Source organism: Halolamina pelagica (genome assembly GCF_001307315.1).
Taxonomy (GTDB): domain Archaea; phylum Halobacteriota; class Halobacteria; order Halobacteriales; family Haloferacaceae; genus Halolamina; species Halolamina pelagica_B.
In genome coordinates, this window is the sequence record NZ_LGUC01000001.1 from 1,444,760 (window position 1) to 1,465,093 (window position 20,334).

Genomic DNA, 20,334 nt, shown 5'->3' on the forward strand with positions numbered 1-20,334 from the left:
CTCCACCTCCGTCTCGTCGGATGCCGAGGAGCGTGGCTCCTCGCGCCCCCGTCGGTGAGCGCCGTCGACAGCCCCGGGCTGTCACCCTGTCGGCGCGCCAGCGTCACGGCGGCGACCGTCGCGACCACCAGCACGAGGCCGATGATCTCGAACGACGCGAGGAACCCTTCGACGGAGACGGCCGCCATCGACTGCAGGTCGATCAGCGCGTAGCCGATCCCCGCGACGAGCGACGCGTCCTCGGGAAGCCGGCCGACTCGCCGAAGCTCGCGGTGAGGAACACCGCGGCGAGCACGACGAACAGGATCGACGCCGCCAGTCCGTTGACGTAGTTCGTGTCCTCTTTGAGCTCTGGTCGACTGACCATCTAGCTGTACACCTCCGATTTCGGCTTCTCGGTTCGCGTGAGCATGACGGCGAACGTGATGAGCACGAGCACGCCCCCGATGTAGACGAGGATCTGCATCGTCGCCGGGAACGTGGCCTGCAGCATCACGTAGTGCACTGCCAGGCTCGTCAGCGCGCCGCCGAGCAGGAGGGCGCTGTGCCAGGGGTCCTTCACGAGGACGACCCCGAGGGCACAGGCCACCGTCACGGCGGCGAACAGCGCGAACGTGATTGTCTCTGTGACCATTGTGTTACTGGTAGTCGACCTCGCCCGCCCCTCGCCGACCCACGCGGCTCGGTCGGGGTTCCGGGCTTCGAGGGGGTCGCTCCCCTTGTACCACGGGACGTTCTTCAGCTGTTCCTTGTTGTAGGCGAACTCGTCTTTCGTGTCCGCCGTGAACTCGAAGTTCTGGGTCAGGATGATGGCGTCGACGGGGCAGACCTCCTCACACAGTCGGCAGTAGATACACTGGCCGACGTGGAGGTTGTACTCCTCGCCGTTGCGCTGATCGTCCATCACGATCTGGATGGTGTCGTTCGGACAGACGTTCTCACACTGCCGACACCAGATACAGCGCTCCTGGCTGAACTTGTGGACCCCGCGGAACCGCGGGCTCACTTCGGGCGCGACCTCCGGGTACTCCACGGTGAAGGTGTTGCCGTCCAGTGCGTGCTTCATCGTCGTCGCCATTCCTTTCAGAATTCCGATCATGCTACCACCCCCACGATTACGGCCGTGAGCACCAGGTTGAGGAAGGAGAGTTCGAGCATCCCCTTCCAGCCGACTTCGATCAGCTGGTCGATACGCAGGCGCGGTGCCGCCGAGCGCAGCCACTGCGTGAGCAGGAAGAACGCCCAGATCTTGACCACGAACCAGAGGAAGCCGATGCTCTCCGGCCCGGGGCCGGCCGCGCCGCCGAGGAACAGCACCGCGGTGATGGCGCCGCCGAGGAAGATGTGGAGGAACTCGCCCAGGTACAGCAGTACGAAGTACACCGACGAGTACTCCGTCTGGAACCCGGCGACGATCTCCGTCGGCGCCTCCGGGATGTCGAACGGGTTACGCCCCACTTCCGCGATGTTCGCGGTGAGGAAGAGGACGAACGCGAACGGGTTGACGATCGCGAACCACGAGGGGATCGCGATGCCGCCCACGCTGATCAGCGTCTCCTGCTGGGCGGCGACGATCTCGCTCATCCGGAGCGAGCCCGTGAACAGCACCACCGAGACCCCCGTCACGACGAGCGGGATCTCGTAGGCGAGGTTCTGGGCGACCGCACGCAGCGCACCCAGCATCGAGTACTTGTTGTTCGACGCGTAGCCCGCCATCACCATACCGAGGCTGGCGATGGAGGCGACGGCGAACACGTAGGCAAGCCCTACTTCGGGATCGGCAAGCTGGATGCCGCTCCCCATCGGGATGACCGCGAAGCCGAGCATCGCCGAGCCGGCGACGATCAGCGGCGCGATGTCCCACGCCGGGCGATCGGCGCCCTCGGGGACGATCAGCTCCTTCGACAGCAGTCGGAGCGCGTCGGCCGGGATCGTCCCGATACCGGCGGGACCGATCCGGTCGGCGGCGATGCGGTCAGTGAACTTCGCGGTGATCTTTCGTTTCGCCCACGGGCCGGCGACGCCGGTCATCGCGAGCATCACGTTGCCGACGATGAACGCCGCGATCAGCGCGGCGACGAACTCGCCGGCGACGCCGAACCCGCTCAGCCCGAGCAGGTCCGCGAGCACGTCGGGCAGCGGGCTCTCCGTCTGAAGGATCACCGGTCCACCTCCCCGAGCACGATGTCCAGGCTACCCAGCGCGGCGATCATGTCGGGGATGTACTCCCCGTTGCTCATCTCCGGCAGCGTCTGGAGGTTGGAGAAGCACGGACTCCGGATCTTGAACCGGGCGGGCTTCTCGGTGCCGTCGGCGCGGATGTACACGCCGAGTTCACCCTTCGCGCCCTCGACGGTGCGGTAGATCTCCTTGTCGTCGTCGGGACGCAGCGTCCGCGGCACGTTGGCCTGGATGTTGCGCTCGTCCTCGGGCCAGTCCTCGAGCAGGTCGACACACTGCTCGATGATCTTCGCGGACTCCTCGACCTCGCGCATGCGCACGAGCAGGCGGCTGAAGTTGTCACAGCCGTCCTCGACGGGCACCTCCCAGTCGAGCTCGTCGTAGTAGCCGTAGGGGTCGTCCCGGCGGATGTCGTAGTCGATGCCGGAGCCACGGGCGACCGGGCCGGTGGCGCCGTAGTTCTTCGCGACCTCCTCGGGCAGGATCCCCGTGCCCACCGTCCGCATCTGGAGGATCTCGTTGCTCGTGATGAGGTCGTGGTACTCCTCCAGGGCGTCCGGGATCTCGTTCACGAACGTCCGAACCTTCTCGAAGAACTCCTCGCGGGGTTCGGGCAGGTCCCAGACGACCCCGCCGAGCCGGAAGTAGTTGAACATCAGCCGCTGGCCGGTGAGGTCCTCGAGGATGTTCTGGGCCTTCTCACGGTCCCGGATCGCGTACATGAAGATCGCGGTGAAGTCGCCGTAGATGTCGAGCGCGAACGTCCCGACGGCGAGCATGTGCGCGGCGATCCGGCAGAGCTCCGCACCCATGGTGCGGATGATCTGGGCGTACTCGGGCACCTCGATGTCCGCGAGGTCCTCCGCCGCGCGGGCGTAGGCCCACTCGTTGAGCAGCCCCGCCGAGATGTAGTCCCAGCGGTCGGGGTAGGGCATGATCTGGTGGCGGTAGGTGCCGTTCTGGGCCATCTGCTCCTCGTTGCGGTGGAGGTAGCCGATGTCCGGTTCCACGTCGACGACCTGCTCCCCGTCGAGCGTCGTCTCGAGGTGGAGCACGCCGTGGGTCGCCGGGTGGTGCGGCCCGATGTTGACGAACATCGTGTCCGAGTCGGCGTCGGACCGGTGGTCGTCCTGCAGCGGGTTCGCGTTCTCGCGCAGCGGGACCATCTGCGGCCGGTCCTGGTCGTAGTCCAGCCCCATCGGGTGGCCCTGCCACGTCTCGGGCAGGAGGATCCGGCGCAGGTCCGGGTGGTCGTCGTACTCGATGCCGACGAGGTCGTACGCCTCCCGCTCGTGCCAGTCGGCGGTCCGGAACACGGGTTCGGCCGACTCGCTGACCGGGTTCTCCGAGTCGGTCGGGACGACGATGCTGACCTCGTCGGTCGGATCGTCGAACTTCTTGAGGTGGTAGATCGACTCGTAGCGGTCCGGGTACTCCTCGGCGGTGACCAGCGAGAGGTGGTCGTAGCCGGCCTCGTTCTTGAGGCGGCCGAGGGTCTCCTGGACCGTGTCGGGCCGGATCACGAACGCCGGCGCGTTCTCGTGATCGTCGGTGTCGACGATCAGGTCGTCGAGCAGCGCCTCCAGTTCGGTCTCGCCGGACTCGATCTCCGGCGTCTCCGACTCTTCCTGCAGGCTCATGGCGAATCAGCCCAGTTGTAGCGCATCACGAGGTCCTCTTCGTCGATCTCGGACGCGAGTTCGTCGACGATCTCGTCGCGTTCGAGGTCGCCGAACTGTTCGAGCTCGTAGGGCTTGACCGTCACCGGGGCGGCCTCGCCGTTGGCGATCCGCTCCTGGAGCTTCGCGACGCCGTAGACCAGCGCCTCGGGGCGGGGCGGACAGCCCGGGACGTGGATGTCGACCGGGATGACCTCCTCGGCGCCCTTGATGACGTTGTACCCCTCCTGGAACGGGCCGCCGGAGATCGTACAGGAGCCCATGCCGACGACGAACTTCGGCTCGGGCATCTGGTCGTACACGCGCTTCATCCGCGGGGCGAACTTCGAGACGATCGTCCCCGGGACGATCATCACGTCGGCCTGTCGGGGCGAGGCCCGCGGCACGCCGGCGTGGAAGCGGTCGAGGTCGTGCTTGACCGCGTACGTGTGCATCATCTCGATGCTGCAGCAGGCGATACCGAACTGCAGCATGAACATCGACGAGCCCCGGACCCAGTTCATGAACTTGTCGAACTTCGTGAGGATGAACGGCGAGGAGCCGAACGCCTCGCGAAGTTTGGAGTTGAACCGGTCGCCCTGCCCGCTCATACGGGCGTCGCGGGTCTCAGTCAGTACTTGTGAGTCGTCGGTTCGGAAGAGTTCTCGTTCGCTACTCATTGGTTTGCCTCCGTCTTCTCTTCGAGCGCACGCGGACTGGACACCCACTGCACGGCGCCCTGTCGCCACGCCCAGACGAGTCCGACGACCAGCACCCCGATGAACACGAGCATCGGCGCGAGCACCTCCATCATGGAGGCACCCCCTTCGAGGGCCGGTCGGTAGATGACCGTCCACGGAAAGATCAGGACGGTCTCGATGTCGAAGACGACGAACAGCAGCGCAACCATGTAGTACTGGATGTTGAACCGGATGCGCGTCGTCCCCGTCGGGATCTCGCCGCTCTCGTAGACGGCGCTTTTCCCCTGTTCGGGCACGCTGGGACGCAGTAGCGACGACACCACCATCATGGCGACGGGGATGCCGACGCTGACCACCGCCAGCGCGCCGATAGCTATCCATGGATTCATGTCGGGTTCTCCGTAACGTTTCCGAGGTTCGACCCCACGGCTCTTAAGCGTTCATTTCCCCACGCGGGCGAGCGTGCGGATCAGTACCACGTACGGACCGCATATTACCCCTTCCGCTCGCGGAACCCCTTCACCCGAGGTCGTGTAACGATGACGACACGTCGCCGACGCCCTCGCGGCGGTCGGCGTGGAGCTCTTCGAGCCGATCCCGGACTGTTGGGTGCTCTCGGGCCAGAATCTGGGCCGCCGAGAGCGCGGCGTTGTAGGACTTGCCGGCGTCGACGGCCGTGATCGGGGCGCCCGTGGGCATCCCGATGACGGAGTCGACGGACTTCTCCTGGACGGGGACGCCGATGACCGGCAGCGGGAACGCGATCGAGGCGGTCATGTTCGGCAGGTCGGCGGACTTCCCGCCGGCGCCGGCGACGATCACGTCCAGCCCGCGATCGGCGGCGGTCTCGGCGTAGGCGTACATGAGGTCGGGCGTCCGGTGGGCCGAGACGACGTAGGACTCGTAGCTGAACTGTCCCTCGGGCGGGTGGGCGTGGTCGGTCTGCTCGGCGAACCCCAGCGCGTCGAGCGCGTCGAAGGCGCCCTGCATCGTGTCGAGGTCGGAGTCCGAGCCCATGATGATCCCCACGTCGGGGGTTGCTTCGGCCGGCCGGTCGGCGGCGGCGTCCGATTCGAGTCGGTCGATCAGGTCGGTGACTGCGGGCATGGTGGGAGTCGTTACTTCGTGAAGGTCAGCGAGTCGCGCAGCGATTCGGCCGTTTCGAGCGCCGATGCAGCGTCCGCGGCGCCGGGGTCGGTGACGGTGAGGTGGCCCATCTTCCGGAGCGGCCGGGCCTCCCGCTTCCCGTACCAGTGGAGGCTGGCGTCGGGCTCGGCGAGCACGCTGTCGACGCCGGACAGCGTCGCCGGTTCGGGCGCGCCCACGTCGCCGAGGATGTTTGCCGACGCCGTCGGGGCGACGCGCTCGACCGGGCCGAGCGGCCAGCCCAGCACGGCTCTGACGTGCTGCTCGAACTGCGAGGTCGCCGCGCCCTCGATCGTCCAGTGGCCGGAGTTGTGGGGCCGCGGGGCGATTTCGTTGACGAGGATCTCCCCGTCCACGTCGAACAGTTCGACGCCGAACACCCCGCGGCCGTCGAGTTCGGCGAGCACGTCGGCGACGACCTCGCGGGCGCGCTCCCGGGTCGCGTCGTCGACGCGCGGCGGCGACACGGTGCCGCGCAGGATCTCCTCGCGGTGGATCGTCTCCGTCACCGGGAACACGCGGGTCTCGCCGTCCGCGCCGCGGACGCCGATGGCGGCGAGTTCGCGGTCGAAGTCGAGCAGTTCCTCGGCGACGGCGTCGCCGCCGACGGCCGCCAGCGTCTCCCCCGCGGCGTCGGCGTCGGTGACGGGCTCGTTCCCCCGGCCGTCGTAGCCGCCTTCGCGCGCTTTCAGCATCGTGCCGCCGAAGCGATCGACGGCGTCCGCCGCCGCGGTCGCCGTGTCCGCGGGGGCGAACGCGGGAACCGGAATGCCTGCCCCGTCGAGCATCTCCTTCTCCAGGAGCTTGTCGCCCGTGGCCCGCAGCGTCTCGGGATCGGGGTGGACCGGCGTCCCGGTCTCGGCGCGCACCTCGGCCAGTAGTTCGGGGTCGGCGGTCTCGATCTCGAACGTGAGTACGTCGGCGCGCTCGGCCAGTTCGCTGACTGATTCGGGGTCGTCGAGGTCGCCCTCGATCTGGTCGGCGACTCGTGCGGCCGGGCAGTCGGGGGTCGGATCGAGGACGACCACGTCGACGCCCAGCGGCGACGCAGCCTCACCGATCATTCGGCCGAGCTGGCCGCCGCCGACGACGCCGAGCGTGGGTCCGGGCAGCGTGACGCTCATGCGCGACGCTTCCGGAGGGACGTGCATAAGGATTGCTGCATCGACCGCGAGATACGCACGTTCGTGCAGTTACTGTGCGGCCGAGCGGGCCAGCGCGTCCCGGTCGAGGAACACGACGATCTCCTCGCTCCAGAGTTTGAACCGGTGTTCCCGGACCGCGTAGCCGTCGAGTTCGCCCTCGATCTCCGGGCGGGCGTCGTCGTGGGCGATCACGACCGGGGGCGCGTCGGCGAGCGCCTCCGCGGCCGGGATGTCCGGCGCGCTGGAGGTCACGTTCGCACCAGCGCCTTCCAGGTACCACGGCAGCGGGAGCCGCGAGTGCCACGATGGCCCGCCCGGCGGCGGCTGGTCGAGGCTGGACTCGTTCGCGACGTAGAACTGCGTCCCACCCCCGACCTGGGTGCCGTAAAACAGCACGTCGGTCCCCTCGTTCGCGGCAGCGATCGCCCCCACGTCAGCCATCGTGTCCCCCAGATCGTTTTCGGGCTGAGCCCACTGGAGCACCTGCCGGTCCTCCTGACTCGCGCTGTTCCAGTAATCCGCGTTGAGGCCGACGACGCCCACCGCCCCGGCGGAGAGCAACAGGACGGCGATCATCCCCGGCACCGCCAACTCCAATCCGCGGCGATCGTTCGCCGCTGCTTCTCGGAGCGCGTCGACGACCGACTCGGTCTCGCTCGTAAACTCCTGCTCGACGACGCCGACGAGCGCGGCGGCGCCGACGGCGGCCGGCACTGTCAACGGGAGGACGACGTGGGTCACGGCCCACGGGGCCTGGATGTCCGTCGCGATGGGGTAGCCGACGACGCTCGCCGCGGCCCAGTAAAGCGTGAAAGCGACCAGTGTGCGGCGGCGGGCGTCCCCACCGACGCCGTAGCCCTCCGTGAGAGCGCCGACCGCTGCCAACCCGACCACGACCGGCGCGCCGAACGCCAGCGTCTCCAGCGTGTCGTGGAAGAAGGCGAGGTAGGAGCGACCGCCGCCGTCGCGGTCGAGCCACGTGTCGATCAGTTCGGTCCCAGTGTCGATCAGCGCGGCGTCGAGGACGGCCTGCAGGCTCCCGAACGAGGAGAGGGCGCCCCAGATCTCGGGACGCGGGGCGTACATGACGACGGTGACAGCGAGAAACGTTCCGAGCAGTGTCGCGAGCCCGGAGGTGGCCCAAACCGCTGTCGGGAGCCGACCTGCGCGGCCGTCGATCCAGCCCCTGAGGGCTGCGAGATCACGCCGGATCCGCCGGCTCACCCCGTCGCCGTCGACTGCCGCGCGAACGAGTCGGTGGTCGTAACACACGGCCGCGGCGCCGCCGAAGCAGGCGACGTAGAGCACCGCGTTCTCCTTGCTCGCGAACGCCAGCGCGAGCGCGCCGCTGGCGGCGACGGCGAACCTGAACTGTCGGGTGTCGTACGCCCGCACGAGTAGCGCGAACGCGCCGAACGCGAACGCGCCCACGAGCATGTCGGAGCGCATGAACCGCGAGTAATAGAGCAGCAGCGGCTGGCCCGTCAGCAGCAGGCCGAGCGCGACCGTCTCGCGATCGTCCAGGTGGCGACGGAACAGCCACGCCGAGAGGGGAAGCGCCGCGGTGACGACCGCGACGGGCGCCCGTGCCCAGAAGTCCGTCGCGGGGACGACGTGGAACAGCAGTGCGTCGACGTGTTGGATGAACGGCCCGTGGATGATTGGCCGGTAGTGGAACTGCCCCGTCTCGTGGTAGCGCAGGATCCAGTAGCCCACGCGTCCCTCGTCCCAGTGGAACACCCGGCCACCGAGGCCGACCACCCGGAGCAGTAGCGAGAGGACCGAAAGCCCGGCGAGCGCGCGCAGCGCCCGGCGACCCGCCCGCTCAGGCTGGGTTCCCCGCGTGCCGCCGGTGACATGCGCAGGCGTTCCGAGTCGAGGTTTGAAGCTCTGTGGGTTTCGGTGCCGGCCGGCCGCTCAGTCGCCGCCGACCGTGACCACCGGCACGTCCGCCGAGCGAACCACCTTCTCGGCGATGCTGCCCAGCAGCACGCGGTCGAGGCCGCTCCGCCCCGTCGACCCGATGACGACCGCGTCCAACCCCTCCCGGTCCACGCAGGCGAGGATCTCCTCGTCCGTCTCGCCGGTCTCGATGTGGGGAGTCACGTCGACGCCCCGGCTCTCGGCGGCCGCCGTGATCTCGTCGATGGCTTCCTGGGCGGCGCCTTCACCCTCGCCGACGGCGTCGCCGGCGCTCGCGAGCACCGAGTCCTCGCGAACCGTGATCACGTGGGCGTCGGCGCCGAGCTCGGCCGCGAAGTCAAGGCCGTGTCGGGCGGCCCGGAGCGCGGTCTCGCTGCCGTCGGTGGGGAGGAGGATCCCTCCGTAGGGGAACTCGAACCCCTCCTCCTCGATCGGCGCGGTCAGCACCGGCATCGGCGCCAGGCGCACGACCTTCCCCGTGACGCTGCCGAGCAGGTAGCGAGAGAGCCCCTCGCGGCCGTGGGTCGGCATCGCGATCAGGTCGTGGTCCTGTCGCTCGGCGTAGTCGACGATCGTTTTCGCCGGCGATCCCTGTTCGATGCTGGTGGTGTACTCGACGCCCAGCGAGTCCAACAGGCTGGCCGCCTCGTCGACGACCTCCTCTCCCTCGTGAACGAGCGCGTCGACGATCTCGCCCTCCGCGACGGTGACGCTGTCGCGGCCGGTGTCGGCGACGAACAGGAGTTCGACGGTCGCGTCGTCCCAGGTGGCCAGTTCGGCGGCGTGGTAGAGCAGGCTGCTCTCGGCGGCGGCCTCGTCGATCGGGAGGAGGATACTGTCGTACATGGGCCCCGATTGGGGCGGGAGGTAGGTAAGCCCTGTTGCGGTCCCCGGCGCTCAGCCGTGGCTCACGCCGTCGCGATCGTCGGCTTTCTTCCGCCGGATCGCGGCCTGGGCGTTGCTGGCGTCGTAGCCGAAGAACACCTTGTCGGCGTAGCTCTCGGCGACCTCTGTCGCGTGGACGAGGTTGTCCACGTCCACGTCGACTGCGTACAGTTCGATGGAGAACGGCGTCCCCGCTTCGGGCGTCTCGGGCGACCAACCCAGCAGGTCCTGGAACCCCGAGGCGATGCTCTCCAACCAGTACGTCGTGCTGTAGTGGGTGTCGTACAGCGGCACGACGAACTCGTCGACGTACGCCGAGAGCACCGAGAGGTCGAGACCGGCGCGCTCGAACAGGTGGCCCGGATACGGATCGGGATAGAGGGTTAGATACGTTTTCCCGGGGATGCGGTCGCTGGCTTCCGACACGAACTCGGTGATGACGCTCGCCCGCCAGTCGAACCGGTCGTCGTACTCGCTCTCGGCGAACAGACGTTCACAGCGGTCACACCGACAGTACTCGGCGCGGGGGAACCCCACGTCGTCGAGGCGCACGTCCTCGTTGGCCGCGGCGGCGTCGGCGATCGTCTCCAACAGCCCCTCGCGGTACCCCTCGTGGGTCGGGCAGACGTACGCCCAGTCGAAGTAGGGCTGCTCGCGGGTCGCCCGGTTCCCGTCGTCGTCGACGGGCACCAGCTCCGGGCTCGACTCGCCGGCGGCGTTGTCGCCGAAGCAGGAGACCATGTTCACCGCGTTCGGCAGCGGTTCGGCGGCCCGGCCGGTCACGTCTTTCACCTCGTAGAACCCGCGGTCGAACGCCGGCCACTCCACCTCCTCCTCGTTGCGCGTGACGACGCCGTACATGGCCGAGGGGAGTGTGCCCCTGCGGGTAAGTCGTTCGCTCCCGGCGGCGCCGCAGCTGGGGTGGGTAGTCGACAAAAGAACCGCGCGACGGAACGCGCGGGAGTGCGCAGGCCGTTGGTGGCTACACACTCACGGCAAAGTCGTTGGTACCGGGCGACGGAGGCGCGGGAGTGCGTGTGCCGGAGTGGCTTCACACCCACGGCGTAGTCGCCTTCACCGCGCGACGGAGCGCGCGGGAGTGCGTGTGCCGTGAGTGGCTTAGCTCTCCGATTCGACTTCCACTTCCACCGGCTCGGCTTCGCCGCCGACGAGGAAGTAGACGAGCGTGACGAACGCGAGCACCAGCAGCAGTTTTGCTTTCGTGGACATACGCGCCCCTTCGGCCGACTGGCTCATAAACCCGCCGACCCGGATTCAGAGCTCCCGCCGCACGTAGTCGTCGACGGGCAGCGCCTCGCCGGGATCGGTGGTGAAAAAGCCGTCCCAAACGCCCATCTCGTCTTCCACCGCGAGCAGCGCGTAGGGGTTGGGGGTGTCCGGAGCCGCCGGGTTGGGCGGCCGGTGGATCACGAACCACGAGTCCCGGTAGTCCTCCGTCTCGCCGGCGTGGACGGTGACGCCCAGCTCCGTCGCCCAATCGGTGCCCGCGTCGTCCACGCCGTAGACGTGCGTGTCAACGTCACTCTTGCCGAGTGTCTGGTAAACGCGATGGGTCCCCTGCTCGTCGACGATCCGCGAGAGCCGCTGGAAGGAGGCGCGATGCGTACCGGTGTCCCGCTGCCACGCGGTGCGCTCGATCTGCCGGGAGACGGCAATCAGGAGCAGTTTCTCCTTGTGAGACTGGGGATACCCTCGGAGCCGAAACTTCACGCCTTCCAGCCCCTTGATCACGGCCGGGAGGCTCGTCTCCTCGAGGCCCGTGGAGCCAGTGACGAACGCGTCGGAGTTGGTGAACAGCAGCGACGACGACACCGCGTCGAGCGACGATTCGGCGAGCACCTCGCCGGACTCGTCCAGCAGCAACACCGTGTCTTCGGCCACCCCCTCGACCTCGGCTTCGTCGACGGCGACCGGCTGCTCGGAAAACACGCCCGCGAGCATCGTCCGGAGCTGTTCGGGCTGGCTCCGGTTTGCGAGCACCAGCCCCCGTTCGGCCCCGTCGTGCTCGTCGACGAACCGCCTGAGCGACATGTATGGCGGTGTTTCTATTGTGGGGCACATATTCCCTTCGGCCTCACACCCCTGGGGAACAACAGCTTAGTTGACGCCGACCTAACAACTGTCGCATGGCCCTCCAAACGGGACCGATCGTGTCGGTTCTGATCAGCCGCGTCACGCTCGGCGTGTTCGCAGTGGTCGGCGCCGCTGTCGCCCTCGCAGAGTGGGGCGTCATCCCCAGGAGGCACTACTCGTCGGGGCACCGGGGATCGCTGCGGCACTCCTCCTCGACACGTTCCTCTACAACGAGTTCCTCATCCGTACGGGCGCGGGGATCTGGGTCGAGATCTACGTGTTCCTCTACGTTCAGGCCGTCCTCGTCGGCGCCGTGGTGACCGCACTTCGGCGGCACTGGTCGGAAGAGCTGCCAGCCGCGGCCTGAGGCGAAACCGCGGCCGTCGACCGCTGAGTCTCGGCAACAAGCGACCCCTTGCGACCCTTTACCTCACTCCAGCCCTCCGAAGGCCTATGGACCCGACAGTCGACGAGACGATCGAGGACCGGTTCGACGCGTACCTGGACGACCTGATCGAACTGGTCGCGCAGCCGTCGATCAGCGCGACCGGCGAGGGGGTTCGCGAGTGCGCCCGCCACGAGCGCCAACTCTGCCTGGAGTACGGCTTCGACGAGGCCGAGATCGTCGAGACCGCGGGTCACCCGTCCGTGCTGGCTCACGCCTACGTCGACAACGACCCCGACAACGACGCGCCGACGGCGCTAGTGTACGGCCACTACGACGTACAGCCAGTCGATCGCGAGCAGTGGACCAGCCCCCGTTCGAGCCGGAGGTTCGCGTCGAGGACGGCGCGGAGCTCCTGTACGGTCGCGGTACCGTCGACAACAAGGGCCAGCACTTCACCTACCCCTGTGCCGTCCGGACGCTTCGTGACACCACGGGGCTGCCGTGCAACGTCACCCTGATCCTCGACGGCGAGGAGGAGAGCGGCAGCCCGAACCTGCTCGACGCCGTCGAGGCGCGCGAGGACCATCTCGCGGCCGACGTGTCGATCAACTCGGACGGCCCCATCGACGGCTCCGGCCGCCCGAGCGTGAGCTTCGGTAACCGCGGCATCCTCGTGGTCGGCCTCGACGTCGACGGCCCCAAAGGCGACCTCCATTCCGGCCACTACGGCGGCGCGGTCCCCAGTCCCGCGTGGGAGCTGATCCGCCTGCTCGGGACGATGCGGGACGAGCACGGGCGGATCGCCATCGACGGGTTCTACGACGCCGTCGAGGGCGTCCCGGCGCCGGACCGCGACCTGCTCGACGAGTTCGAGCCCGACCCCGACGAACTCCAAGCCGACCTCGACGTCGGCGGGTTCCAGGACGGCCCCGGCGAGACGTTCCTCGAGCAGACGCTGTACTACCCCTCGCTCAACGTCAACGGCCTCGCCAGCGGGCACGGCGAGGACGGGTTCAAAACGATCGTCCCCAGCGACGCCGCGGCGACGATCGACATGCGCCTCGTGGTGGATCAGGACCCAGACCGGATCTTTGAACTGTTCGAACGCCACGTCGAGGCCCACGCCGACGACCGACTGGAGACGACCGTCACCTACCACGCCAGCATGGATCCGATGCGGACGCCGATCGACACGCCGTACTTCGACCCGATCGTCGACGCCGTCACGGACGGCTGGGGCGAAGAGCCGGTCGTGAAGCCGTCGACCGGCGGCTCGGCGCCGTACGCGCTGTTCACCGACTACCTCGGGCTCCCGCACGCGAGTATTCCGTACGGCCAGAACGACAACAATCAGCACTCGCCCGACGAGCGGTTCGCCGTCGAGCACTTCAGAACGGGCATCCGGACCAGCGCGCGCTTGCTCGACGCGGTCTCGACGGTCTGACCGGTCGGCCGTTCACTCCTCGCGTTCCAACGCCGCCAGGATCGGCTCGAACTTCAGGCTGACCTCCTCCCACTCGTCCGCCGGATCGCTGTCGGCGACGATCCCGTTGCCCGCGAACAGCGTCGCACGGCGTCCGCCAGCCACGGCTGAGCGAATGCCGACCGCGAACTCGCCGTCGCCGTCGGCGTCGAACCATCCGACCGGCGCGGCGTACCAGCCACGCTCGAACGTCTCGGTCTCGCGGATGACTCGTTCGGCGGTCTCGGGCGGCAGGCCGCCCACGGCCGGGGTCGGGTGCAGCGCGTCGACGAGATCGAGCACGTGGGGGTCGCCGTCGAGGTCGGCCTCGATGGGGGTGTGGAGATGCTGGACGGTCGCCAGCTTCCGGACGCCCTGCTCGGCGACGGTCACCTCGCCCATCGGCGCGAGGCGTTCCTCGATCGTCTCCGCCACCAACGCCTGCTCGTGCTGGAGCTTCTCGCTTTCGAGCAGCGAGTCCGCGAGCGCGGCGTCCTCTTCGGGCGTGTCGCCGCGGGCGACTGTGCCGGCGAGCGCGTCGGTTCGGGCGTGGTCGCCGTCGAGGTGGACCAGTCGCTCGGGCGGGACGCCGAAGAAGCCGGCCTCGTCGGTCGGCTGGATCAGGAACCGGAAACAGTCGGGGTAGGAGCGCCGCAGTCGTTCGAGCGCGTCGGAGATATCGACCGCTTCTTCGAGCGTGACCGCGAGCGCGACGGCGAGTACGACCTTCCGCAGGTCGCCGGCCTCGATGCGCTCGACTGCGGACTCGATCCCGGCGGCCCACGCCGCCTCAGTCGTCGTGCGGCGGCTGGCGACGACGCCCGGCTGCCCGCCGACCGGGCGCATCGCCGGCAGCTGACCGATCTCGTCCGCGATCGTCTCCAGTTCCGCCTCGAGCGCGTCCGTGTCGCCGTCGACACGGGTGACCGTGAGGTGGGTCGCCTCGTCGGTGCGGACCAACTGAATCCGGGGGAGCACGAACGCTGCCGGCGGGAACCCCTCCCACGGGGGCTCGGGCTCGTGGTCGTCGTGGAACGCCGCGCCGCCGAAGAAGCGGGGTCTGGCCGCCCCGTCGGGCATGGTCGCGCCCGCGAACGCCGTTTCGGCAGCGTCTCTGACCGTTTGGAACCGCTCGGCGCCGTCGCTCGTGAGTCGGATCGCCTCGCCCGCACCGACCACTTCCAGCCCGTCCGGGGCGGCCCAGCGGACGCGTGGCGCGCCTCGACCGACGAGAAAGGCGCGGAACGACACGTCCGGAACCTCCCGGCTCCGGGCGACGAGCGTCGTCTCTGCCGGATCGATACCGGCCTGCCGCGATGACTCCATCTACTCCTCCTTTTCGGGGGACGGCCCTAACTGTACCGCTCCTCGTTCCACGGGTTCGCGGAGTCGGAGTAGCCGCGTTTCTCCCAGTAGCCGAGCTCGGGCTCGGTGAGGAACTCCACGCCTTTCACCCACTTCGCGCCCTTGTAGGCGTACTTGTGCGGGGTCACAACCCGTAGCGGGCCGCCGTGGTCGGCCGGCAGCGGCTCGCCGTCGAACGCCCAGACGAACATGACCTCCCGGCGGTCGCACTCCCCGAGCGTGAGATCGGTCGTGTAGCCGTCGTGAGCGTGGAACATGACGTGTTCGGCGTCGTCGGCGACGCCGACCGCGTCCGCGAGTTCGGGGAAGGGGAGGCCCGTAAACGCACAGTCGAACTTCGACCAGCCGGTGACACAGTGGAAGTCCTGTCGCTGCGTCTCCGGCGCCAGATCGCGGAACTCCGCGGCGGTGAACTCCCGAGGCTCTTCGACGGCGCCGGAGACGGTGAACGTCCAGTCGTCGTCGACGGCGGGCGTGTCGCCCTTCGAGAGGACGGGGAAGCTCTCGGTCTTTCGCTGCCCGGGCGGGAGGCGCTCGCCACCGAACTCCTCGTGGAGCGCCGTCACGTCTGTGGTCATACTCGGTCGAAGTGGGTCCGGTCACCTATGGGTGTCGGATCCGGCACCCTCGGCGGAGTCTTCCCCGAGGATTCAGGCTGCTGGCGCCGGCTGCGCTGGTGGGCGGCGCGGCAACGGGCTTAAATACCCGCTGCGACAAACTCCTCTGACAGATGCCGAAGGTCGATCTCACCGTCCCCGAACACTTGGAAATGCAGATCGCACAGCTCGTCGAGCAGGGCGAGTTCGTGGACCGAAACGAGGCCGTCGAAGAACTCCTCTCCACCGGACTGAAAGCCTACAAAACCAGCGGCCCGATGGACGACGAGGAGCCCGAGTACGAGGACGAGGGCATGATGGGCCACGAGGACGAGTACGTTTTCTGATCGGCGTTTTCGCAGGGTTCGCTCACACCGTGAGTCCCGACTCCCTCGGGAGCGTATCGTGTGAGGTCACCCCAATAACGTTTAACCGCCGGAACCGCGTGGTTCGGGTATGCACAAGGACGAACTGCTCGAACTCCACGAACAGATGGTGATCATCATGGAGAACTTCCGGGAGCGCGAGGACGTCGAACCCGGAACCTTCGACGAGTACGACGAGCTCGACGTCGACCCGTCTCACGTCCATAAATCCAAGAGCGAGCACAAACACGCCGTGTTCGTGCTGGGCAACGCGCTCGCGAACGCGATGAGCGAAGACGAGTTCTCCTCGGCCGGCCGGATCGGCAAGCGGATGCAGGAGCTCGCCGAGGACGCCGAAAGCCGCCTGTAGATGGCTGAACCGGCCCGGCTGACCCGTGCCCGGCGCGTGGCAGATCTTCTCGACGCCGCATTCACGCTGCCCGTGATCGGGCGTGTGGGGTTCGACGGGCTGATCGGGCTGCTTCCGGTCGTCGGCGACTGGGCGATGGCGATCCCGTCGCTGTACGTCGTCTACCAGGGGTACCGACTCGGCCTGCGGAAACGAACCGTCGCGTGGATGCTCCTGCTGCTACTCGTCGAAACCGTCGCCGGGAGCGTCCCGATCGTCGGCGACGCGCTCGACATCGCGTGGAACGCGAACCAGCGAAACGTGGCACGGATCGAGCGCCACGTCGCCGACGGCTGACCGACGGCGGCGACGGGTCCCCGTGAGCCACCACCGAAACGAACCGGTTCGTTTTTTCACCTGATCGGGCTCACGCTCCGGTCATGGCTACGGAGTCACCCGAGATGAGCGACCAGCTCCTGACGATACTCGGTGCCGGCGCCGGCGTGATGCAGATCGTCGTGTTCACGTGGGTTAGCGTGCTGCTGTTCGACAGCGTCGTCTACGGCGTCGCCGTCGGCGCGTTCGCCGGCGTGGGAGCGTTCCTCTTCATCCCCTGGCTGCTGAGCTACACGGCCGCACAGGAGGGTCAGAGCCTCGAACCGGCGAGTGAGCGAGTGAGCCGCAGCACCGGGACGGGCGTGTTCGGCCTCGGACTGGAACTGGGCGCCATCACGATGCTCACGCTGGGGTTCGTTCGCGAACCGCCGGGGCTGCTGTTGGGCGTCGCGAGCGCGCTCGTCGTCGCCGTCGGGGCCTACTTGGTCGGCTCGTTCGTCCTGGCGCGGTAACGCGCCGCCGACGCGGCAGGCGGCGGTCCCGTGTCAGAGCGTCCGGGACATCCGGTGGGCGGCACCCATCGGGTTGATCGTGGAGAACCCGGCGCGGCTGTAGAACCGCTGAACCCCGCGCTTCCAGGACTCCACGGTGAGCCAGACGTACCTGATCCCCTGCTCGCGGGCGAACCCCAGGCCGTTGGCCATGAGTTCGCTGCCGATGCCGGCGTGTTGGTACTCCTGGTGGACGAAGATCGCGAGCTCGTGGCGATCCGTGCCGTCCGGGACGAAGCTCACGTGCCCCACCGGCCGGCCCTCGTGGAGGGCGACGACGTTCACTCCCGCCAGGAGCCCCTCGACCCACGCCCGGATCTCGTCGCGCCGGATCGGCGGCGTCCCCTGGGCACGCTGTTCGGGGTCGAACGTGTCGTACATCTCGATCAGTCCCGCGAACGTCTCGTCGCGGTACGGACGGATCTGGATCTCCCGGCCGTCGTCGTCGACGATCGTCGACGGGGGCTCAGTTGGGTGGATGCGTGCGGGCCTGATTCGGTCGAGCAGCCCGCGAACGCCGCGGCGTGCCTTCTCGATCACTCTCGATTCCCTTGTGGATTGCTCACACATCACGCGCCGTCCCTGATAAACACCCGGCCCGATTCCCTGGCCGGTCCCGCTCCCCCGGAAGCTAAGCCCTGTCAGTGACAGGCACGGGTATGGACGAGCGCCTTGTCGCCGAGAAAGTGGAACAGGCCCGTGACGCCGTCGCCGACAGCGACGCCGACGTCTGGGTGATCTACTGCCGGGAGACCGACGAGATACACGAGCCGACGCTGCCGTACGTGCTGGGGTTCGACGTGGTCTGGCCCACCGCGATCGTCGTCGGACCCGAGGCGTCCACGGTGATCCTGGGCCAGCACGACGCGCCGACCGCCGAGGATCTGGGCGTGCACACGGTCCGCCCGTACGACGAGTCGATTCGGGAGCCGCTCCGGGCGGCGCTGGCAGAACTCGACGCCGAGACGGTCGCCGTCAACTTCGACCGCGACGACAACGTCGCCGACGGCCTCACCCACGGGATGTACCTCCGACTCGACGACCTGCTGCCCGATCGGGAGTTCGTCGGCGCCGGCGACATCGTCGCCGACGTCCGCGGGATCAAGTCCGAGACCGAACGGGAACGCATCGAGGCCGCCGGCGAGACGACGCTCGATCTCCTCCACGCCGCCGCCGACGAGTGGACGGCCGACACCACGGAGGCAGAGGTCGCCGACTACCTCCACGACCGGATGCGGGAGGCGGGCTACGGCAGCGCGTGGTCGTGGGAGTACTGCCCGACGGTCCACGCCGGCGGCGCCGCCGACGTGGGCCATACGCTCCCCGGCGACCGGACGGTCCCCGAGGGCGAACTCCTCCACGTCGACTTCGGCGTCGTCCAGGACGGCTACGCCGCCGACCTCCAGCGGCTCTGGGTCAACGGTGAGCCGCCGGCGGGCCTCGTCGAGGCGTTCGAGGACGTGCGCGCGGCCATCGAGGCCGGCTACGACGAACTCGAACCCGGTGCCGTGGGCCACCGCGTCGACGCTCGCGCCCGCGCGGAGCTGGTCGCGCGGGACCGGGAGCTGTTCGACCACGGCTTCGGTCACCAGGTCGGTCGCAGCGCCCACGACGGCGGCATGCTGCTGGGCCCGGAGTGGGAGCGCTACGGCGAGACCGTCGAGGGCGAGGCCCGGCCGGGCGAGATATACACGATGGAGCTCGGGCTCGACACCGAGTGGGGCTACGTCGGCCAGGAGGAGATGGTCCGGGTGACCGAGGACGGCACCGAGTACGTCGTCGAGCCCCAGACGGAGCTCTGGCGCCTCGACGAGTAGCGGCCTGAGCCGAGCAGTTCGCCGGGAGACGCAGCTATTTACCGCTCCAACCCACCGCTCCGATAGCGCCACGCCTCTCGACATGCTCCCGACCACGCTCGGCCGCGCCCGCGAGATGCTCACCGCCCTCCACGGTGACGGCCGCGGCTGGAGCGTCGTCGCCGTCGCGCTGGGGTGGGCGATGATCGTCGGCACGATGCTCTCCGTCCCGGCGGCGCTGCCGTACATCCGCGCGGAGTTCACGCTGAGCAACACCGGCGCCGGCGTCGCCGTCACCGCGATGTGGCTGGTGTACGGCGCCTGCCAGTTCCCCGCCGGGCTGCTCACCGACCGGATCGGCGAACGACGGATGCTGCTCGGCTCGATGGCGCTGGGCGGGGCCGTCGCCGCCGCCTTCGCCGTGTCGCCGACGTTCCCCGTCTTCGTTCTGAGCGCCGGCCTGTTCGGGATCGTCGGCGGCCTGTTCGCGACGCCGCGGGTGACGCTGCTCTCGCGGGCGTTCCCCGACAACAGCGGGACGGCGATCGGCGTCGTGATGGCCGCTGGCAACGTCGGCTCGTCGCTGCTCCCTGCCGGCGTCGGGCTGCTCGCGGCGGCGATCGGCTGGCGGTTCGGGTTCGGGCTGGAGATCCCGCTGTTCCTCGTTGCGTTCGTCGCGCTGTGGATCGCTCTCGACGGCACCCCGCGCTCGGAAGGGCCGGCTGCGGAGGAATCGACCGGAGCGGAACCCTCGGTGCGGGAGCTCCTGCCCCGCGTGCTCGGGGCGGTCCGGGATCGGGAGATCGTGCTCGTGACGGCCGCGATCACGCTGACGTTCTTCACGTTTCAGGGGTTGACCGCGTTCCTCACGACGTATCTCGTCGACGTGAAAGCGCTCGGCGAGGGGACCGCCGCGATCCTGTTCGGGGGCTGTTCGCCGTCGCCGCGATCACCCAGCCACTCGCCGGGCGGGTGGCGGATCGTACGAATGAACGGGTCGTCCTGATCGCGATCACGGCGGTCTACGCCTTGTTGTTGGTCGGACTGGTGCTGACGGGTGAGCGCCTGCTGCTGAGCGTGGTCGTCGTCCTGCTCGGCACCCAGCGCGGATCGACCCCGGTCGCGACGGCGTACATCGCGGCCGGGCTGCCAGCGGATATCCGGGGCAGCGGCTACGGTCTCCTGCGGACCGTGTTCACGAGCGTCTCCTCGCTCGGCGCGATCGTCGTCGGCGCGTTCGCCGACGCGGCGCTGTTCGACGCGGCGTTCCTGCTGCTCGCGGGGTTGGCCGTGGTCGCGACCGGCTGCTACATGCTACTCCCCCGGCCGGGGGCGTAGTCGTCACGGCGACCGCTCGTCGGGCGAGCTTTCAAGTCCGGTGACGGCACTACTA

The 20,334-nt window shown here is 68.6% G+C and carries 25 protein-coding genes and 2 pseudogenes; 11 read left to right on the forward strand and 16 right to left on the reverse strand.

The window, feature by feature from the left end:
• The first annotated feature begins 54 nt into the window (after positions 1-54).
• On the forward strand, positions 55-213 hold the full coding sequence (locus tag SY89_RS17200) for a hypothetical protein (RefSeq protein ID WP_189319131.1): 159 nt from the start codon (positions 55-57) through the stop codon (positions 211-213).
• Here SY89_RS17200 and SY89_RS17205 read toward each other — a convergent pair.
• The 13 genes and pseudogenes from SY89_RS17205 to SY89_RS07660 form a co-directional block, all read right to left on the reverse strand.
• Positions 203-367 carry a hypothetical protein gene (locus SY89_RS17205; RefSeq protein ID WP_189319132.1) on the reverse strand — a complete coding sequence of 55 codons (165 nt, stop codon included), beginning with the start codon at positions 365-367 and terminating at the stop codon, positions 203-205. The two genes, SY89_RS17200 and SY89_RS17205, sit on opposite strands and share 11 nt — an antisense overlap.
• Complete coding sequence (locus SY89_RS07605) at positions 368-634, reverse strand: NADH-quinone oxidoreductase subunit J (protein ID WP_054583753.1); 267 nt, start codon at positions 632-634, stop codon at positions 368-370.
• A gap of 4 nt (positions 635-638) precedes the next feature.
• Positions 639-1,099 (reverse strand): annotated as a pseudogene (locus SY89_RS07610) (NuoI/complex I 23 kDa subunit family protein).
• On the reverse strand, positions 1,096-2,163 hold the full coding sequence (locus SY89_RS07615; RefSeq protein WP_054583754.1) for a complex I subunit 1/NuoH family protein: 1,068 nt from the start codon (positions 2,161-2,163) through the stop codon (positions 1,096-1,098). The pseudogene SY89_RS07610 and the gene SY89_RS07615 overlap by 4 nt, the downstream one beginning before the upstream one ends.
• On the reverse strand, positions 2,160-3,821 hold the full coding sequence (locus SY89_RS07620) for an NADH-quinone oxidoreductase subunit D (RefSeq protein ID WP_054583755.1): 1,662 nt from the start codon (positions 3,819-3,821) through the stop codon (positions 2,160-2,162). Before SY89_RS07620 ends, SY89_RS07615 begins: the two co-directional genes overlap by 4 nt.
• Entirely contained in the window at positions 3,818-4,519 is a 702-nt protein-coding gene (locus SY89_RS07625) for an NADH-quinone oxidoreductase subunit B (RefSeq protein ID WP_054583756.1), read from the reverse strand. The genes SY89_RS07620 and SY89_RS07625 overlap by 4 nt, the downstream gene beginning before the upstream one ends.
• Positions 4,516-4,929: an NADH-quinone oxidoreductase subunit A gene (locus SY89_RS07630; protein ID WP_054583757.1), complete on the reverse strand. Its 414-nt coding sequence runs from the start codon at positions 4,927-4,929 to the stop codon at positions 4,516-4,518. Before SY89_RS07630 ends, SY89_RS07625 begins: the two co-directional genes overlap by 4 nt.
• A gap of 104 nt (positions 4,930-5,033) precedes the next feature.
• A pseudogene (purE, locus tag SY89_RS07635) lies at positions 5,034-5,647 on the reverse strand (5-(carboxyamino)imidazole ribonucleotide mutase).
• Positions 5,648-5,658: 11 nt separating this feature from the next.
• Positions 5,659-6,810 (reverse strand): 5-(carboxyamino)imidazole ribonucleotide synthase, encoded by a 1,152-nt coding sequence (locus SY89_RS07640; RefSeq protein ID WP_054583759.1) that lies wholly within the window; start codon positions 6,808-6,810, stop codon positions 5,659-5,661.
• A gap of 69 nt (positions 6,811-6,879) precedes the next feature.
• Positions 6,880-8,637 carry a flippase activity-associated protein Agl23 gene (locus SY89_RS07645; RefSeq protein WP_054583760.1) on the reverse strand — a complete coding sequence of 586 codons (1,758 nt, stop codon included), beginning with the start codon at positions 8,635-8,637 and terminating at the stop codon, positions 6,880-6,882.
• A 111-nt stretch (positions 8,638-8,748) separates the two neighbouring features.
• Positions 8,749-9,600 carry a universal stress protein gene (locus tag SY89_RS07650; protein ID WP_054583761.1) on the reverse strand — a complete coding sequence of 284 codons (852 nt, stop codon included), beginning with the start codon at positions 9,598-9,600 and terminating at the stop codon, positions 8,749-8,751.
• A 51-nt stretch (positions 9,601-9,651) separates the two neighbouring features.
• Complete coding sequence (locus SY89_RS07655) at positions 9,652-10,500, reverse strand: hypothetical protein (protein WP_054583762.1); 849 nt, start codon at positions 10,498-10,500, stop codon at positions 9,652-9,654.
• 414 nt (positions 10,501-10,914) lie between these two features.
• Positions 10,915-11,691, reverse strand: coding sequence for a DICT sensory domain-containing protein (locus tag SY89_RS07660; protein ID WP_054583763.1), 777 nt, complete (start codon positions 11,689-11,691; stop codon positions 10,915-10,917).
• A gap of 190 nt (positions 11,692-11,881) precedes the next feature.
• Between SY89_RS07660 and SY89_RS07665 the strand changes: the two genes are divergently transcribed.
• From SY89_RS07665 to SY89_RS07670, 3 genes are all read left to right on the forward strand, one after another.
• Positions 11,882-12,100: a hypothetical protein gene (locus SY89_RS07665; RefSeq protein WP_054583764.1), complete on the forward strand. Its 219-nt coding sequence runs from the start codon at positions 11,882-11,884 to the stop codon at positions 12,098-12,100.
• A gap of 86 nt (positions 12,101-12,186) precedes the next feature.
• The gene (locus tag SY89_RS18265; RefSeq protein ID WP_239685543.1) at positions 12,187-12,639 is read left to right on the forward strand and encodes a hypothetical protein; all 453 of its coding nucleotides are present in this window, start codon (positions 12,187-12,189) and stop codon (positions 12,637-12,639) included.
• Positions 12,534-13,565, forward strand: coding sequence for a M20/M25/M40 family metallo-hydrolase (locus SY89_RS07670; protein ID WP_239685648.1), 1,032 nt, complete (start codon positions 12,534-12,536; stop codon positions 13,563-13,565). Before SY89_RS18265 ends, SY89_RS07670 begins: the two co-directional genes overlap by 106 nt.
• 12 nt (positions 13,566-13,577) lie before the next feature.
• Here SY89_RS07670 and SY89_RS07675 read toward each other — a convergent pair whose 3' ends face one another.
• Both SY89_RS07675 and SY89_RS07680 read right to left on the reverse strand, forming a co-directional pair.
• Complete coding sequence (locus SY89_RS07675; protein WP_054583766.1) at positions 13,578-14,909, reverse strand: isochorismate synthase; 1,332 nt, start codon at positions 14,907-14,909, stop codon at positions 13,578-13,580.
• A 26-nt stretch (positions 14,910-14,935) separates the two neighbouring features.
• Positions 14,936-15,526 carry a sulfite oxidase-like oxidoreductase gene (locus SY89_RS07680; RefSeq protein ID WP_054583767.1) on the reverse strand — a complete coding sequence of 197 codons (591 nt, stop codon included), beginning with the start codon at positions 15,524-15,526 and terminating at the stop codon, positions 14,936-14,938.
• Between the two features lie 152 nt (positions 15,527-15,678).
• On the opposite strand from SY89_RS07680, the gene SY89_RS07685 reads away from it, so the two are divergent.
• The 4 genes from SY89_RS07685 (at position 15,679) to SY89_RS07700 (ending at position 17,106) form a co-directional block, all read left to right on the forward strand.
• A complete protein-coding gene (locus tag SY89_RS07685) occupies positions 15,679-15,891 on the forward strand; it encodes a DUF7120 family protein (RefSeq protein ID WP_049981868.1) in 213 nt (70 codons plus the stop codon).
• Between the two features lie 109 nt (positions 15,892-16,000).
• Complete coding sequence (locus SY89_RS07690) at positions 16,001-16,279, forward strand: UPF0058 family protein (protein WP_054583768.1); 279 nt, start codon at positions 16,001-16,003, stop codon at positions 16,277-16,279.
• Positions 16,280-16,615 carry a DUF4112 domain-containing protein gene (locus SY89_RS07695; protein WP_054583769.1) on the forward strand — a complete coding sequence of 112 codons (336 nt, stop codon included), beginning with the start codon at positions 16,280-16,282 and terminating at the stop codon, positions 16,613-16,615.
• An 83-nt stretch (positions 16,616-16,698) separates the two neighbouring features.
• Positions 16,699-17,106 (forward strand): hypothetical protein, encoded by a 408-nt coding sequence (locus tag SY89_RS07700; protein ID WP_054583770.1) that lies wholly within the window; start codon positions 16,699-16,701, stop codon positions 17,104-17,106.
• 33 nt (positions 17,107-17,139) lie between these two features.
• Here the strand turns inward: SY89_RS07700 and SY89_RS07705 are convergent, their stop codons facing one another.
• A complete protein-coding gene (locus tag SY89_RS07705) occupies positions 17,140-17,685 on the reverse strand; it encodes a GNAT family N-acetyltransferase (protein ID WP_054583771.1) in 546 nt (181 codons plus the stop codon).
• Positions 17,686-17,804: 119 nt separating this feature from the next.
• On the opposite strand from SY89_RS07705, the gene SY89_RS07710 reads away from it, so the two are divergent.
• The 3 genes from SY89_RS07710 (at position 17,805) to SY89_RS17210 (ending at position 20,279) form a co-directional block, all read left to right on the forward strand.
• Entirely contained in the window at positions 17,805-18,962 is a 1,158-nt protein-coding gene (locus SY89_RS07710; protein WP_054583772.1) for a M24 family metallopeptidase, read from the forward strand.
• A gap of 82 nt (positions 18,963-19,044) precedes the next feature.
• Complete coding sequence (locus SY89_RS07715; protein WP_054583773.1) at positions 19,045-19,947, forward strand: MFS transporter; 903 nt, start codon at positions 19,045-19,047, stop codon at positions 19,945-19,947.
• Positions 19,914-20,279 carry an MFS transporter gene (locus SY89_RS17210; RefSeq protein ID WP_054583774.1) on the forward strand — a complete coding sequence of 122 codons (366 nt, stop codon included), beginning with the start codon at positions 19,914-19,916 and terminating at the stop codon, positions 20,277-20,279. Before SY89_RS07715 ends, SY89_RS17210 begins: the two co-directional genes overlap by 34 nt.
• Positions 20,280-20,334: the final 55 nt, after the last annotated feature.

Excerpts from the sequence above, each read along its gene's own strand:
- SY89_RS07710 (WP_054583772.1), top strand. The coding sequence starts at position 17,805 with ATGGACGAGCGCCTTGTCGCCGAGAAAGTGGAACAGGCCCGTGACGCC.
- SY89_RS07700 (WP_054583770.1), top strand. The coding sequence starts at position 16,699 with ATGGCTACGGAGTCACCCGAGATGAGCGACCAGCTCCTGACGATACTC.
- SY89_RS07685 (WP_049981868.1), top strand. The coding sequence starts at position 15,679 with ATGCCGAAGGTCGATCTCACCGTCCCCGAACACTTGGAAATGCAGATC.
- SY89_RS07655 (WP_054583762.1), bottom strand. The coding sequence starts at position 10,500 with ATGTACGGCGTCGTCACGCGCAACGAGGAGGAGGTGGAGTGGCCGGCG.
- SY89_RS07680 (WP_054583767.1), bottom strand. The coding sequence starts at position 15,526 with ATGACCACAGACGTGACGGCGCTCCACGAGGAGTTCGGTGGCGAGCGC.
- SY89_RS07620 (WP_054583755.1), bottom strand. The coding sequence starts at position 3,821 with ATGAGCCTGCAGGAAGAGTCGGAGACGCCGGAGATCGAGTCCGGCGAG.
- SY89_RS17205 (WP_189319132.1), bottom strand. The coding sequence starts at position 367 with ATGGTCAGTCGACCAGAGCTCAAAGAGGACACGAACTACGTCAACGGA.
- SY89_RS07695 (WP_054583769.1), top strand. The coding sequence starts at position 16,280 with ATGGCTGAACCGGCCCGGCTGACCCGTGCCCGGCGCGTGGCAGATCTT.
- SY89_RS07715 (WP_054583773.1), top strand. The coding sequence starts at position 19,045 with ATGCTCCCGACCACGCTCGGCCGCGCCCGCGAGATGCTCACCGCCCTC.
- SY89_RS07630 (WP_054583757.1), bottom strand. The coding sequence starts at position 4,929 with ATGAATCCATGGATAGCTATCGGCGCGCTGGCGGTGGTCAGCGTCGGC.
- SY89_RS07605 (WP_054583753.1), bottom strand. The coding sequence starts at position 634 with ATGGTCACAGAGACAATCACGTTCGCGCTGTTCGCCGCCGTGACGGTG.
- SY89_RS07625 (WP_054583756.1), bottom strand. The coding sequence starts at position 4,519 with ATGAGTAGCGAACGAGAACTCTTCCGAACCGACGACTCACAAGTACTG.
- SY89_RS07690 (WP_054583768.1), top strand. The coding sequence starts at position 16,001 with ATGCACAAGGACGAACTGCTCGAACTCCACGAACAGATGGTGATCATC.
- SY89_RS07675 (WP_054583766.1), bottom strand. The coding sequence starts at position 14,909 with ATGGAGTCATCGCGGCAGGCCGGTATCGATCCGGCAGAGACGACGCTC.
- SY89_RS18265 (WP_239685543.1), top strand. The coding sequence starts at position 12,187 with ATGGACCCGACAGTCGACGAGACGATCGAGGACCGGTTCGACGCGTAC.
- SY89_RS07650 (WP_054583761.1), bottom strand. The coding sequence starts at position 9,600 with ATGTACGACAGTATCCTCCTCCCGATCGACGAGGCCGCCGCCGAGAGC.
- SY89_RS07640 (WP_054583759.1), bottom strand. The coding sequence starts at position 6,810 with ATGAGCGTCACGCTGCCCGGACCCACGCTCGGCGTCGTCGGCGGCGGC.
- SY89_RS07660 (WP_054583763.1), bottom strand. The coding sequence starts at position 11,691 with ATGTCGCTCAGGCGGTTCGTCGACGAGCACGACGGGGCCGAACGGGGG.